A 13826-nucleotide genomic window follows, 5' to 3' on the forward strand; every position below is an offset into this window, starting at 1 on the left:
GGAAACACGATGGCTCACGAAACCGCAACGCTCGCCGCCTATGTCTTCAATCTGAAATACCAGGATATTCCGGCAGAGGTGCTGGAGCGCGCCAAGGTGCTGACGCTGGACTTCCTGGGTAGCGCAATTCGGGCACGGCGCGAGGCGGAATCGACCCCGTCGATGCTGAAGATGCTGGAGGCGCTGGCGCTCGACACCAGGGGCGAGTCCACCGTGTTCGGCGATGCCAAGACCTGGACGCCGGCGGTGGCAGCGCTCCTCAACGGCGCGCTCGGCCACTCGCTCGATTTCGACGACACCCATGCCGATTCCTCGCTGCATCCGAGCGCCCCGGTGGTGCCGGCCGCCTTTGCCGTCGGCGAGATGGTGGGTGCCTCCGGGCGCGACGTGCTGACGGCGATCGTGGCTGGCTATGAGGTGTGCTGCCGGCTCGGCAATGCGCTCGACCCGACCTCGCATTATGCGCGCGGCTTCCACCCGACCGCGACGGCCGGCACCTATGGTGCGGCCGCGGCCGCCGGCAAGCTGTTCGGCCTGTCCGAGAAGCAGCTGATCGCCGCGTTCGGCGTCTCCGGCAGCCAGGCCGCGGGCTCGCTGCAATTTCTGGTAAACGGCGCCTGGAACAAGCGCTACCAGGTCGGCGCCGCCGCGATGAATGGCGTGATCGCCGCGACGCTGGCGCGCAACGATTTCGTCGGCGCGACCGAATCCATCGAAGGCAAGCACGGCCTGCTCGCCGGCTATACCGACGATGCGCACCCGGACAAGGCGGTGGCCGAGCTCGGTAAGACCTATGAGACGATGAAGATCGGCGTGAAGCCTTATCCGAGCTGCCGCTACACCCATGCGGCGATCGACGCGCTGATCGCGATGCGGCGCGAGCACAATCTGACGCCGGACCAGGTCAAGCGTGTCGAGATCGGCCTGCACCGCAACGGCATCACGCTGACCGGCGATGCCGCGACCAAGCGCCACCCGCGCTCGATCGTCGGCGGCCAGTTCTCGATGTTCTTCACCGGCGCGCTCGCGCTCGACCAGGGTTCGTTCGGCTGGGACGATTACAACCGGTTGGGCGATGCCGCCATCGACGCGCTCGCCGACAAGTTCGACGTGGTGCAGGACGATCGCCTCGAGATCGGCCGCAGCCACCCCTTCGGCGCCCGCGTCAGCATCACCACGGACGACGGCGTGCACGAGCGGCTCTACGCCGATCCGTCCGGGGAGCCGAATTCTTTCCCGGATACGCAGGCGATGCAGCAGAAATTCCTGACATTGGCCCGCCCGGTGCTGAACGCGCGCGCGGAGAAGTTTGCCGATGCGATCATGACGCTGGAGCGGTTCGATCGCGTGGCGCAGGCGACGGAATTGGGAAGGTAAGTAAGTTCACCGCGGCGCTTGCTTACCCTCCCCTGGAGGGGGAGGGTCGGCATGCGATCGAGCGAAGCGAGATTGCGTGACGGGGTGGGGTGATCTCTCCACTCAGGCACTGCTCATCGCGGAGAGACTGTCACCCCACCCCGCTCGCGCTGCGCGCGATCGACCCTCCCCCTCCAGGGGAGGGTAAGAAAAGACCTCAATCCGCCCCCGCCATCTTCCCCCTCTCGCGCGTTGCGGCCACCACATCGCGCACGAGATCGAACACGCCGTCGGCTTGCGGCGGTGCGTTCGGCGAGCGTCCCAGGCGCACGATCACCAGTTGCTCCGACGGGATCACGATGGTGTACTGCCCGATCGTGCCCTTGGCGAAGAAGGCATCGCGCGGCCAGCCGTGCGCCACGCGAAAGTTTGCGCCAAAGCTGTCGCCCTGGTTGGTCCAGAAGCCGGCGCCGATGCCGACCCACGCATTCGGCGTGGCCGTCGCCGAATAGGTCACCCACCCTTCCGGCAGGATGCGCTTGCCGCCGGCGACGCCGTCATCGAGATAGAGCTGGCCGAAGCGCGCCCAGTCGCGCGCGGAGGCGAGCATCTCGCTCGACCCTTCGATCGTGCCGGCGCCGTCGAGCTGGAGCACGACATGGCGCATGCCGAGCGGGGCGAACAATTCGCGGCGCGCAAAGCGCAGCGCGTCCTCCGGTGTGCCGCCGACTGCGTCGCGGATCAGATACGAGAGAATGAGGATGTTGCCGTCGTGATAATTCCACGCGGTGCCGGGCGCGGTCTGAAGCGGCATGCTCTCGGCATAGGCGGCCATGTCCTTCTCGGCGAATTTCATCCGGTTGACCGGCTCGAAGGCGGAGCCGAGCGAGGCCTGCAGCGAGCTGCCGAGCGCAAGGCCCGCCGTGTGACGCAGCAGCTGGTCGACGGTGATGGCATGGCGCGGATCGTCAGGATCCTTCCAGGCCGCGACCGGCGCGGGGCCGTTGAGCTGCAGCTTGCCCTGGCGCACCAGCACGCCGATCAGGCCGGAGATCACCGACTTCGTCATGGAGAAGCCGAGCAGCGGCGTTTCGGGGCCGATGCCGTCGGCGTAGCGCTCGGCGACGACACGGCCGGCCTTCATCACGACGATGGCGCGGGTGCGGCGGTAAGGCGGCTGCGCGGGCTCGGCGAAGGCCCGGTCGAGCGCGGCGGCGAGCGCGGGGCTTTGCGGCGGCACGATCGCGGGGCCGGCGGTCTCGGGCAGCAATGCGGGCCGCTTGTCGTCGGGCGGCAGCTCGACGGGGAGGATGCCAGCGCCGTGCTCGAGCGTGCAGCCGAGGCCCTCGCGATAGACGGCGAGGCTACGGCCGAGGCCGAACAGCGTCACCGTGACATCCTTGCGCGCGCGGTCGACCGTGTAGTCCATCGCCCAGCTGATCAGGCTCGCTCCGGGCATGGTGTCGGTGGTCTCGGCAAAGTTGCGCCTGGGATCGAGGCCGGAAACGAACGTCTCGGCGCACAGGATGTCGGCGACGAAGCCGGTCGCGACCTTCGGCACGTCGCGGGCCCGGGCCGCGCCGAGCGCGAGGCCGGCAGTGGCGATGGTGGCGGTGAGGAGGGCGATCTTGCGGCGGCGAGTCACTTGCTTTCTCCTGAAAGGGGCGCTTGCCGCAAGGAAGCGGGAGAAGCTGCAGGCGAGCTCGCCGGATTCGAAAGACGGTCTAGCCGAACTCGGACCGAGCTGGTCGATTTCGAAATAATGCTGTAATTACAGCAGCTTGAAATTAGGCCGCGTTCACCTTGAGCCGCCGGTATTCCGTCGGCGTCACGCCAGTAACCGCCTTGAAGGCGCGGTTGAAGGGGCCGAGTGACTGGAAGCCGGCGTCCATGGCGATGGTGATGACGGGGACCTCGGCCTGGCTGGGGTCGGCGAGCGCGGCCTTGGCTTCCTCGATGCGGTGGTTGTTCAGGAACACGTTGAAATTGCGATAGCCGAGCCGCTGGTTGATCAGCCGTCGCAGCCTATATTCGGGAATCTTGAGCCGGGTCGCGAGCACGCCGATGGTGATGTTCTCCTGGCGATAGATCCGCTCGTCCGCCATCAGGTGCATCAAGGCGTCGATGAGTTTCTGGTCGGCATCCTCGGCCACAGGCTGGAGCGGCGCGAGCGCCGGTGCGGGCTCTGGCGCAACCGGAAACAGATCGGCGCCATCGACGCGCAGCATTGCACAGGCGATCGCGGCAACGATGCAGGCGAGCACGCCCGTATTGATCGTATTGGCGATATCGCCCGCGCTCCCGGCAATGAGGATCTGGAGCACCGCATTCAGCCCGCCATAGAGCGCGGCGGCGCAGACGATGAAGAGGCGGAGGCGGCGGCGACGCTCCACCAGATCGGCGGACCACGATCGGATCGTCTGCGCCACTGCGAGCACGATGAAGCCGAGCACGATCAGGTTCACTATAGTTACGGAGAACCGCGCGTTGCCGCCGGGCGCAATCCAGAGACATCCGATCAAGCTGAAGGCGGTCACCGCGGCCCAGATCAAACCATGCCACCAGCGCAACCGAAATTCGTCGTCGAACAGCGCGCGCGTGAACAGCCAGAACACGACGATGTTGCCGGTCGACAGCGCAATCAGCGGCGCGTGCCAGGCCGGAACGAGCGACGACACGCCGATGGAATAGCTCGCGGCATGCGCCGCCGAGCCGAGCGCGAAGGCCACGCCGAGGCGGGCCGCCAGCACATTGCGGAACTCGGAGAGCAATGACGCCGCCAGCACCAGCAGCAGCGCGACGCTGGCAGCGCGAAAGGCGAGCTCGGTTGCGGCAAAGGTCATCGGCTGGGTCGAACAGTTGCGGTTAAAGGCCGCCGAACATCATTCGTTGCGCTCGTTTTTTCAAGGTCCATCTGCATGCAAGGGTTAGCGGAGCTTTGCCGCGACGGCGATGCGAAATTCTGCTACCGTCGCGTCCAACAGCCAAAAGGAGCCCGTCATGAGCTGGATGCCCGACAACGATCCCGTGCTCGGCGATCCCATGTCCTGCGATGCGCTCGATCTCGTCATCGTGCCGCGCACGCGCGATCTCGGTGATGGGTTCGCGGTGCGGCGGGCACTGCCGCACGGCAAGCGGCAGATGGTCGGGCCCTTCATCTTCTTCGATCATTTCGGTCCCGTGCAGTTCGTCTCCGGCAAGGGCATGGACGTGCGGCCGCATCCGCATATCGGGCTCGCCACCGTCACCTATCTGTTCGACGGCGCGATCATGCATCGCGACAGCGCGGGCAACGTGCAGCAGATCGAGCCCGGCGCGATGAACCTGATGACGGCCGGACGGGGCATCGCGCATTCCGAGCGCACGCCGGATGCGCAGCGCGCCTCGGGCCAGAAGATGCTCGGCCTGCAAAGCTGGATCGCGCTGCCTGCGGGCTCCGAAGAGATCGCGCCGTCGTTCCAGCACTATGCGGCGGGCGACCTGCCGATGATCTCCGAGCGCGACTTCACCGCGCGGGTGATCGCGGGCTCGACCTTCGGCATCACCTCGCCGGTGTCGATGGTCTCGCCCTGGTTCTACACCGAGGTCACGGCGGCCGCAGGCGCGAGCGTGCCGCTCGATCCCGATCACGAGGAGCGCGCGATCTACGTGGTCGATGGCGAGGTCGAGATCGCGAACGAGCGCTATGAGGGGCCGCGCCTGCTGATCTTCCGGCCTGGCGACCGCATCACCGTGAAGGCGCTTCAAGCCACGCGGATGATGTTTCTCGGCGGCGATGCGCTGGAAGGCCCGCGCCACATCTGGTGGAATTTCGTCTCATCCAGCAAGGAACGGATCGAGCAGGCCAAGCAGGACTGGAAAACCGGCCGCTTCGCGCCAGTTCCGCAGGAACACGAGTTCATTCCGCTGCCGGAATAGGCTAATCCGGTGTCCGGCCGCGCAACCGAATGCGGCTGGATTCCCTGTGCGAAGGCTTTGCCGATGACCACCATGCTCTCCAGCGACCTGCCGCTCCCCAAGATCGGACGCGGCAAGGTGCGCGATATCTATGCCGTCGACGATGACCGCCTGCTGCTCGTCACCACCGACCGCATCAGCGCCTTCGACGTGGTGATGGGCGAAACCATCCCGATGAAGGGCGCGGTGCTGACGCAGATCAGCGCGTTCTGGTTCAATGAGCTGGAAGGCGTGGTGCCGCATCACATGATCAGCGCGGACACCGACGAGATCGTTGCGGCCGTGCCGGCACTGAAGGCTCATCGCGACCAGATCCTCGGCCGCGCCATGCTGTGCAAACGCACCACTGTGTTTCCGATCGAATGCGTGATCCGCGGCTATCTCTCAGGCTCCGCCTGGAAGGAATATGCCGCGAGCGGCACGCTCGCGGGCGAGAAGCTGAAGCCAGGCCTTGTCGAGAGCGAGAAGCTGGAGCCGGCGATCTTCAGCCCGGCAACCAAGGCCGAGAGCGGCCATGACGAGAACATCACCATCGCGAAGATGCGCGCGGTGGTCGGCGACGAGGTCGCCTACACGCTGGAAAGCATGACGCGCGCGATCTACACGCTCGGCGAGGAGCTGGCGCGCGAGCAGGGCATCATCATCGCCGACACCAAGTTCGAGTTCGGCCGCGACAAGGACGGCCGCATCATCCTGATCGACGAGGTGATGACGCCGGATTCCTCGCGCTTCTGGGCCGTGGACGCCTACAAGCCGGGCCAGCCGCAGGCGAGCTTCGACAAGCAACCCTTGCGCGACTATCTCGACGTCGAGCGCCGCGCCGGCCGCTGGAACGGCGACGCCCCGCCGCCGCCGCTGCCGGCCAGCGTGGTGGACGCGACCAGCAAGCGATATCTGGAAGCGTATCGACGCGTGACGGGGAAAGAGCTGAAGATTTAGGCTCGGTCCTCACCGCAAAAGTGTCGGATATTTCATAGTTACAAGAATCCTGTTGCGTTAAGCCGGTAGTCGTCTAAAGCGCGATGCGATTAGGATGAATCGTCATTGCGCTTTAGGTTATTGTTGAGCATGATCTTTTCGGAAAACCGCTACACACTTTTCCGGATCATGCTCTAGGACGGACTTTTCAGGGGCGAGCGCAACGGCGTGACCGATCCAGCAATTGTTTTCAGTCCGGCTCCCCGCTTCAGTCCGGCGATCAAGCGTGCGTTGAATGATATATTAGGGGGAAGTGCCGCCAGCGTCCTGACCGTCACTTTCGGTCTGTCCTATTCGCTGCTGATCTTCGCCGGCCCTCTATCGCCCTATCTGTCCTACGGAATCGCGGCGACCTTCATCAGCTCCGCGGTGCTTGCGGCCGTCATCGCGCTCGGCAGCTCCCTGCCCTTCGCAATTGCCGCGCCGGATAGTTCGACCGCAGCGGTGACCGGTATCCTGGCAGCCTCGTTGGTCGAACGCATTGCGGCGATCGACCCGTCGATGCCGCTGCTCTCACCCGTGCTGATCACCCTCTGCCTGTCCACCCTCCTGACCGGCGCCGTCTTGTGCGGATTGGGCCTGACCCGGATGGGCCGTGCCATTCGCTACGTGCCCTATCCCGTCGTCGGCGGCTTTCTCGGCGCCACCGGATTGCTGATCGTCATGGGCGCAATCCGGGTGATCACGGATCATCCCGTGCAGCTCGACACGCTGACGCGCTTAGCCAACGGGGTCGCGCTCTCGGAGCTGGGCGCGGCCTGCGCCATGGCCCTGGTGCTATACCTGACCTGGCATCGTTCGCGTAATCCGTTCGGACTGCCGATCATCCTGGTCGGCGGCGTGCTCGCGGCGCATCTGGCGTTCTCGATTTCCGGCATCTCGCCGGAGCAAGCGCGCGCGCTCGGATGGACCTTCTCAGCGCTGCCGGCCGCTTCCTTTGCGGTTCCCTGGCACACTGACGGTCTGGTCCAGTATCCCTGGTTCGCAATACCGGACTTGCTTGGCAATCTCGCAGCCGTGATCTTCGTCACGGCATCGAGCACACTGTTCAACACCACCGGCATCGAGGTGGCGGTGCATCGCGAGGCCAACCTGGAGCGCGAGCTGAACGTCACCGGCGCGGCGAACATGCTGACGGGCCTGCTCGGCGGCTATGCCGGCTGCATCTCGGTCAGCCGCTCGATCCTGAATTTCTCCGTCGGCGGCCGCGGCCGCCTGTCCGGCCTCACCGTTGCGGCCTTGTCTCTGCTGATGCTCGTGATCGCGCCGGCACTGCTCGGCTTGATCCCGAAATTCGTGCTTGGCGGATTGCTGCTCTATCTCGGCGCAGACCAGCTGCACAAATGGATCATCGAATCGCGCAGGCGGCTTTCGAAGCTCGAATATCTCTCGCTGATTGCCATCATCGCGATCATCGTCATTTGGGGCTTCGTGCCGGGCATCCTGATCGGCGTCATCATCGGCTGCGCGACCTTTGCGTTCAGCGCGGCGCGGGTGGAATCGGTCAAGTACAGCTTCGACGGATCGGAATACCGCTCCTCGCTGGACCGCTCGCGTGACGACCAGGAGGTGCTGCTGGCCCATGGCGGCAAGATCCAGGGGCTCAATCTGCAGAGCTATCTGTTCTTCGGCTCCGCCAACCGGCTCTACCAGCACGTCAAGCGCCTGCTTCAACAGCGTCCAGAGTGCCGCTATCTGCTGTTCGACTTCAAACTCGTTACGGGCGTCGACTCATCGGCCGCCTACAGTTTCGCCCAGATCAAGCGGATCGCGGCCGATCTGGGCGTCGAGCTGATCCTGGTGCACTTGTCGGCCGCGGCCGAGAAGGTGCTGCGCTCCAGCGATTTCATCGGCGAGGGCGTCATCATCATTCCCGAGCTCGATCATGCGCTGGAATGGTGCGAGAACGAGATCATCTCGCAGCATCAGGGTCTGGTGCGAGAAGAAGCCAGCCTGCGCGACTGGTTCACGGGGATACTCGACAGCGAGGAGGACGCCGACGAACTGATCCGCCGCTGCCAGCGTCTCGAGGTCGAAGCGGGCGAGGTCATCGTGCAGGCCGGCGATCCCGCCGATTCCATGCATTTCATCCTCGAGGGACGCGTGGGGGTGATGGTGCCCGCAGAAGACGATCGCAGCACGCGCGTGCGCAGCCTCGGGCGTTATACCACGATCGGCGAGATGGGCCTGGTATCGCACACGCCGCGCAGCGCAACGATCCAGGCCGAAATCGACAGCGTGCTCTACGTTCTCAACAGGCACCAGTTCGACGCGATCAAGGTCGAGGATTCCGCGCTCAGCCACAAGCTGCTGACCTATTTCGTGTCGGTCATGGCCGAGCGGCTGACGTTTGCGAACAAGACGATCGCGGTGCTGCGGCGGTGACGAGCGCGTAGCCCGGATGGAGCGAAGCGCAATCCGGGCTACAAGACCAAGCCTACACCCCCGCCATCATCACGTATTTGATCTCGACATATTCTTCCATGCCGTGACGCGAGCCTTCGCGCCCCAAGCCGCTTTCCTTGACGCCGCCGAAGGGGGCGACCTCGGTGGTGATGAGGCCGGTGTTGACGCCGACCATGCCTGATTCCAGCGCCTCGGCGACGCGCCAGACGCGGCCGATATCGCGGGAATAGAAGTACGAGGCGAGGCCGAACGGCGAGGCGTTGCACATCGCGATGACGTCGGCCTCGTCCTTGAAGCGGATCACGGGCGCGAGCGGGCCGAAGGTCTCCTCTTGCGACACCAGCGAGTCCGGCTTGACGTCGGCCAGCACCGTCGGCTCGAAGAAGGAGCGGCCGAGCTCGCTCCGCTTGCCGCCGGTGACGATCTTGGCGCCGCGCTTGACGGCATCCGCAATGTGGCGCTCGACCTTGTCGACCGCCTTCATGTTGATCAGCGGGCCCTGCGTGACGCCACTCTCGGTGCCGTCGCCGATCTTCATCGCGGCGACCTTCTTCGACAGCTTCTGCACGAACTCGTCGTAGATCCTGTCCTGGGCGTAGATGCGGTTGGCGCAGACGCAGGTCTGGCCCATGTTGCGGTATTTCGAGACGATCGCGCCTTCGACGGCCGCATCGATGTCGGCGTCGTCGAACACGATGAAGGGCGCATTGCCGCCGAGCTCGAGGCCGAGCCGCTTCACGCCGACCGAGGCCTGCTGATAGAGGATCTTGCCGACGGCGGTCGAGCCGGTGAAGCCGACGAAGCGCACCGCCGGATGCTCGCACAGCACCTTGCCGATCGGCGGTGCGTCACCCGTGATGATGTTGAGCACGCCCTTGGGGATGCCGGCCCTTTCGGCGAGCACGGCCAGCGCCAGCGCCGACAGCGGCGTCTCGTTGGCGGGCTTGAGCACCACGGTGCAGCCGGCCGCGAGCGCCGGAGACACTTTGCGCGTGATCATCGAATTCGGGAAATTCCACGGCGTGATCGCGCCGCAGACGCCGATCGGCTGCTTGATGGCGAGCAGGCGCGCATCGGCGCGCTGCGTCGGGATGGTCTCGCCATAGACGCGGCGCGCTTCTTCGGCAAAGAACTCGATATAGGCGGCGCCGATATCGACCTCGCCGAGCGCCTCGGTGAGCGGCTTGCCCTGCTCGGAGGTGAGGATCAGCGCGAGATCCTCGCGGTTGGCGGTGATCAGCTCGAACCATTTGCGCAGGATGTTGGAGCGCTGCTTGGCCGTGTGCTTGGCCCAGCCCGGAAACGCGCGCTCGGCGGCTTCAACCGCCCTGGTGGTGTCGTCAGCACCAAGCTGCGGCACTTTTGCCAGCTCGATGCCGGTGGCGGGATTGTTGACGGCGAAGACCGGCGTGCCGACCCAGGCGCCGTCGATGTAGCAGGCCTCCTTCAGCAACGACGGGTCCTTCAACCGGTCGCGCAGGGTGGCAGTGGCTTGCGGGGCGCGTGCGGCGGCGGTCGGTGTCATGGCGTACTCCCTGGGGCGATCGGATCGGCCCGAAATATAGGAGCAAGCGATGCCCAATGCACCGCCCCACAACGCACATCTGCTGGGAGTAAGCCGGGAGCCTCAGGTTACTCACCTCTCCCGACGGGGAGAGGTTGGCCCCGCGATCAAGGAACGGTCAGGCCGCGCCGCTCATATAGGTCTCGCGGCGGCCGATCATGCGCTCGGCTGCGGCCTTGGCGTCCGCCTTCGTGGAGGTCGCGCAGGTCCGGTATTCGAGATCGGGAACCTGGGAAGTGTCGCGACGGCCGAACCATGACTTCGAGCCGACCGGCAGCAGCGCCAGCGCCTGCGCCAGATTATCGACCGCGCCGAAGGAATAGAGCGCGCCGGTGCCGGCGATGCGGACCTCGTAAATGCCCGGCGAAATCGGCGCCTCCAGGTTCTCGCCCCGTCCGGGACGGGGATAGCGCTTCCATTCGCTCCAGGTCGAAATCATCTGATGTCCCCCCTCGCCGCCCATCCACGGCCGGCAACATTTGCATCAATCTTGATCGGCCCATGAACCGGACCGGGCGCTGAACGCGGCAGCTCACGAAATGTTTCAAGCGTCCGAAACTCACGAACCATATCGCCTTGAGCCCATCCAGGGTGAGGGCGAAGGACGGCAATCCACCGCAGATTGTGACAGAGCGCCGCGGTTCATTCCCGTTGTCGTCGTGCCTGGGACCAACGCCGTCAAGTCACGACATCGCGACCGACGCAGGCGCATGGATGCGCTTGTCGCGCCCGGCATGCGGGAAGACAATCAATCGCTTCCAACAATAATCAAACCCGAGGAAACGCCATGCAAAGCCAAGCCCAGATCGACGAGATTCTGCGTCAGAAGAGCGAGACCAGGGAGATTCCGGGCGTCGTCGCCATCGCGGCCAGCGGTCACGACGTGCTGTATCAGGGCGCGTTCGGCAAGCGCGATCTGTCCAAGCCCGATGCGATGACACTCGACAGCGTATTCTGGATCGCGTCGATGACGAAGGCGGTGACGACAGCGGGCGCGATGCAGCTGGTCGAGCAGGGCAAGCTGTCGCTGGATGCGCCGATCGGCGATATCTTGCCCGATCTCGCCAATCCGCAAGTGCTCGAAGGCTTTGATGCCAAGGGCGAGGCGAAGCTGCGGCCGGCCAAGGGACCGATCACGCTGCGCCAGCTCATGACCCACACCGCCGGCTTCTGCTACAATATGTGGAACGGCGATCTCGCGGTCTATCTGGACAAGAACGGCATTCCCGCCATCACTACCTGCCAGAACGCGGCCTTGAAGACGCCGATCATGTCCGACCCCGGCACGCGCTGGGAATATGGCACCAACATCGATTTCGTCGGCAAAGCCGTGGAGGCCGCCAGCGGCAAGCGGCTCGACGCGTACCTGCGCGACAATCTGTTCGCCCCGCTCGGCATGCGCGACACCGCTTTCAAGATCAGCGACGACATGCGCAAGCGCCTGGTCGGCATGCATGCCCGCGGCGAGGACGGCCAGCTGGCTTCCATTCCATTCGAGCTGGAGCAGGAGCCGGAATTCCACATGGGCGGCGGCGGGCTCTATTCGACGGCGGCCGACTACATCAAGTTCACCCAGATGATCCTCAACAAGGGCCGCGGCAACGGCAACCAGGTGCTGAAAGCCGAGACGGTCGCGACGATGGGACAGAACCACATCGGCGATCTTGCGATGGGCAAGATGACGACGGCGGCGCCGATGTACACCAACGACGTCGATCTCTATCCGGAGCAGGTGAAGAAGTGGGGCCTCAGCTTCATGATCAACACGCAAAAGACCGCGGAAGGCCGCAGCGCGGGCAGCCTCGCCTGGGCCGGCCTCGCCAACACCTATTACTGGATCGACCCGGCGCGCGACGTCACCGGCGTGATCCTGATGCAGCTGCTGCCGTTCGCGGATGCGAAATGCCTGGAGGCGTTCGCTGGCTTCGAGCGCGGCGTTTATGCCGGGCTCGATGCTGCCGGAAGCGGGCAGAAGGCGGCGTGAGCGGGCGCATGGCTCTCACGTCCTCAGCCGTATCGCGGTAGAGCGACGGCCGAGACGCGAACTCCCATCCTCCCCTGGAGGGGGAGGATCGGTTCGCGTGCGGCGAAGCGGCATGCGAACCGAGGTGGGGTGACGCCGCGGCAAAGGTCTATCTAATGAAGCGATGCGGTTTCGAGGAGTGCTGAAATCTCAGGCGCACTGAATGCGCCGAGAGACCGTCACCCCACCCCGCTCGCGCTGCGCGCGATCGACCCTCCCCCTCCAGGGGAGGGTAAGAGCTACGACGCGAACTCCCATCCTCCCCTTCGCATGCGGCGAAGCGGCATGCGAACCGAGGTGGGGTGAAGCCGCGGCGAAGATCTAAATCGCGAAGCGATGCGGTTTCGAGGGGTGCAGAAATCTCAGGCGCACTGAATGCGCCGAGAGACCGTCACCCCACCCCGCTCGCGCTGCGCGCGATCGACCCTCCTCCTCCAGGGGAGGGTAAGAGCTACGCCGTCAACCCGCGCTGGTCGGCGAGCTCCTTCAGCGACACCTGGGGCCGCGCGCCGATGTGCTGGATGATCTCGGCGGCAGCGAGCGCGCCGAGTTCGCCGCACTGCTTGTAGCCGAGATTGCGCGCGAGGCCGTAGAGGAAGCCGGCGGCGAACAGGTCGCCGGCGCCGGTGGTGTCGACCACCTTCTCCACCGGGAAGGCCGGCGCCGCGACGGCGTCTTCCGACGACACCACCATGCAACCCTTCTCGCTGCGGGTGACTACGCCGAGATTGACGTCGTTGCGCAGCTGCTTCAGCGCGGTGTCGAAGTCCGAGGTCATGTAGAGCGAGTGCAGCTCGGACTCGTTGGCGAACACGATGTCGACGGTGCCACCCCGCATCAACGAGAGAAACTCGTCGCGATAGCGGTCGACGCAGAAGGAATCCGACAGCGTCAGCGCCACCTTGCGCTTGGCGTCATGGGCAATCTTGGCCGCCTTGACGAAGGCTTCCTTGGCGTTCTTGGGGTCCCAGAGATAGCCTTCGAGATAGACGATGCCAGCGCCCGCAATCTCGGCCGGATCGATGTCCGCGGGCGACAGGTCCTGCGCCGCGCCGAGATAGGTGTTCATGGTGCGCTCGCCGTCGCCGGTGACCAGGATGTAGGAGCAGCCGGTGGCGGGGCCCTCCGTCGCGGCGGGCGTGTTGAAGGCAACGCCGGCGGCGCGGATGTCGTGCACGTAGAGCTTGCCGATCTGGTCGTCCTTGACCTTGCCGACGTAGGCGGCACGTGCCCCCAGGCTTCCGATGCCGACGATGGTGTTGGCGGCCGAGCCGCCCGAGACTTCCGTGGCCGGACCCATATCCTTGTAGATGGCGGCCGCGCGCGCCTCGTCGATCAGCGACATGCTGCCCTTGGTCATGCCATGCTTGGCCAGAAAGGCCTCGTCGGTCCGAACCAGCACGTCGAACAGCGCGTTGCCGATGCCGAGAACGTCGTATTTCACGTCTTTCACGTCAGCCATTCACCTTGATCCTGTTTGCCGGATTGCGATCTATACGGAAATCCGCTTCCTGTCGGCCTGAAATCCAAGCTCGCGGCCTA

Annotated in this window: 10 protein-coding genes; 5 read left to right on the forward strand and 5 right to left on the reverse strand. The window is 65.1% G+C overall.

Annotated elements, in window-relative coordinates:
- Nucleotides 1–9: 9 nt before the first annotated feature.
- Nucleotides 10–1377 (forward strand): MmgE/PrpD family protein, encoded by a 1368-nt coding sequence (locus HZZ13_RS27965; RefSeq protein ID WP_197962742.1) that lies wholly within the window; start codon nucleotides 10–12, stop codon nucleotides 1375–1377.
- Between the two features lie 196 nt (nucleotides 1378–1573).
- On the opposite strand, the gene HZZ13_RS27970 is transcribed toward HZZ13_RS27965, so the two are convergent.
- Nucleotides 1574–3001, reverse strand: a complete 1428-nt coding sequence (locus HZZ13_RS27970) for a serine hydrolase domain-containing protein (protein ID WP_197962743.1) — start codon at nucleotides 2999–3001, stop codon at nucleotides 1574–1576.
- Nucleotides 3002–3143: 142 nt separating this feature from the next.
- Nucleotides 3144–4199 (reverse strand): helix-turn-helix domain-containing protein, encoded by a 1056-nt coding sequence (locus HZZ13_RS27975; protein WP_197962744.1) that lies wholly within the window; start codon nucleotides 4197–4199, stop codon nucleotides 3144–3146.
- A 157-nt stretch (nucleotides 4200–4356) separates the two neighbouring features.
- Here HZZ13_RS27975 and HZZ13_RS27980 point away from each other — a divergent pair, with 157 nt between their 5' ends.
- From HZZ13_RS27980 to HZZ13_RS27990, 3 genes are all read left to right on the forward strand, one after another.
- Entirely contained in the window at nucleotides 4357–5274 is a 918-nt protein-coding gene (locus tag HZZ13_RS27980) for a pirin family protein (protein ID WP_197962745.1), read from the forward strand.
- A 63-nt stretch (nucleotides 5275–5337) separates the two neighbouring features.
- Nucleotides 5338–6252 carry a phosphoribosylaminoimidazolesuccinocarboxamide synthase gene (locus tag HZZ13_RS27985; protein ID WP_197962746.1) on the forward strand — a complete coding sequence of 305 codons (915 nt, stop codon included), beginning with the start codon at nucleotides 5338–5340 and terminating at the stop codon, nucleotides 6250–6252.
- Nucleotides 6253–6459: 207 nt separating this feature from the next.
- Nucleotides 6460–8676, forward strand: coding sequence for an SLC26A/SulP transporter family protein (locus HZZ13_RS27990; RefSeq protein ID WP_197962747.1), 2217 nt, complete (start codon nucleotides 6460–6462; stop codon nucleotides 8674–8676).
- Between the two features lie 52 nt (nucleotides 8677–8728).
- Here HZZ13_RS27990 and HZZ13_RS27995 read toward each other — a convergent pair whose 3' ends face one another.
- Both HZZ13_RS27995 and HZZ13_RS28000 read right to left on the reverse strand, forming a co-directional pair.
- Nucleotides 8729–10222 (reverse strand): NAD-dependent succinate-semialdehyde dehydrogenase, encoded by a 1494-nt coding sequence (locus tag HZZ13_RS27995; protein ID WP_197962748.1) that lies wholly within the window; start codon nucleotides 10220–10222, stop codon nucleotides 8729–8731.
- Nucleotides 10223–10379: 157 nt separating this feature from the next.
- Nucleotides 10380–10700, reverse strand: a complete 321-nt coding sequence (locus tag HZZ13_RS28000) for a hypothetical protein (protein ID WP_197962749.1) — start codon at nucleotides 10698–10700, stop codon at nucleotides 10380–10382.
- A gap of 348 nt (nucleotides 10701–11048) precedes the next feature.
- Here HZZ13_RS28000 and HZZ13_RS28005 point away from each other — a divergent pair, with 348 nt between their 5' ends.
- Complete coding sequence (locus tag HZZ13_RS28005; RefSeq protein ID WP_197962750.1) at nucleotides 11049–12245, forward strand: serine hydrolase domain-containing protein; 1197 nt, start codon at nucleotides 11049–11051, stop codon at nucleotides 12243–12245.
- A 490-nt stretch (nucleotides 12246–12735) separates the two neighbouring features.
- Here the strand turns inward: HZZ13_RS28005 and HZZ13_RS28010 are convergent, their stop codons facing one another.
- Entirely contained in the window at nucleotides 12736–13737 is a 1002-nt protein-coding gene (locus HZZ13_RS28010) for an adenosine kinase (protein WP_197962786.1), read from the reverse strand.
- Between the last annotated feature and the right edge of the window lie 89 nt (nucleotides 13738–13826).

The organism is Bradyrhizobium agreste, from assembly GCF_016031625.1.
Taxonomy (GTDB): domain Bacteria; phylum Pseudomonadota; class Alphaproteobacteria; order Rhizobiales; family Xanthobacteraceae; genus Bradyrhizobium; species Bradyrhizobium agreste.

What these genes read in the sequence shown, in the direction of transcription:
- HZZ13_RS27965 (WP_197962742.1), top strand. Translation starts at nt 10, where the DNA reads ATGGCTCACGAAACCGCAACGCTCGCCGCCTATGTCTTCAATCTGAAA.
- HZZ13_RS27975 (WP_197962744.1), bottom strand. Translation starts at nt 4,199, where the DNA reads ATGACCTTTGCCGCAACCGAGCTCGCCTTTCGCGCTGCCAGCGTCGCG.
- HZZ13_RS27980 (WP_197962745.1), top strand. Translation starts at nt 4,357, where the DNA reads ATGAGCTGGATGCCCGACAACGATCCCGTGCTCGGCGATCCCATGTCC.
- HZZ13_RS27985 (WP_197962746.1), top strand. Translation starts at nt 5,338, where the DNA reads ATGACCACCATGCTCTCCAGCGACCTGCCGCTCCCCAAGATCGGACGC.
- HZZ13_RS27995 (WP_197962748.1), bottom strand. Translation starts at nt 10,222, where the DNA reads ATGACACCGACCGCCGCCGCACGCGCCCCGCAAGCCACTGCCACCCTG.
- HZZ13_RS28000 (WP_197962749.1), bottom strand. Translation starts at nt 10,700, where the DNA reads ATGATTTCGACCTGGAGCGAATGGAAGCGCTATCCCCGTCCCGGACGG.
- HZZ13_RS28005 (WP_197962750.1), top strand. Translation starts at nt 11,049, where the DNA reads ATGCAAAGCCAAGCCCAGATCGACGAGATTCTGCGTCAGAAGAGCGAG.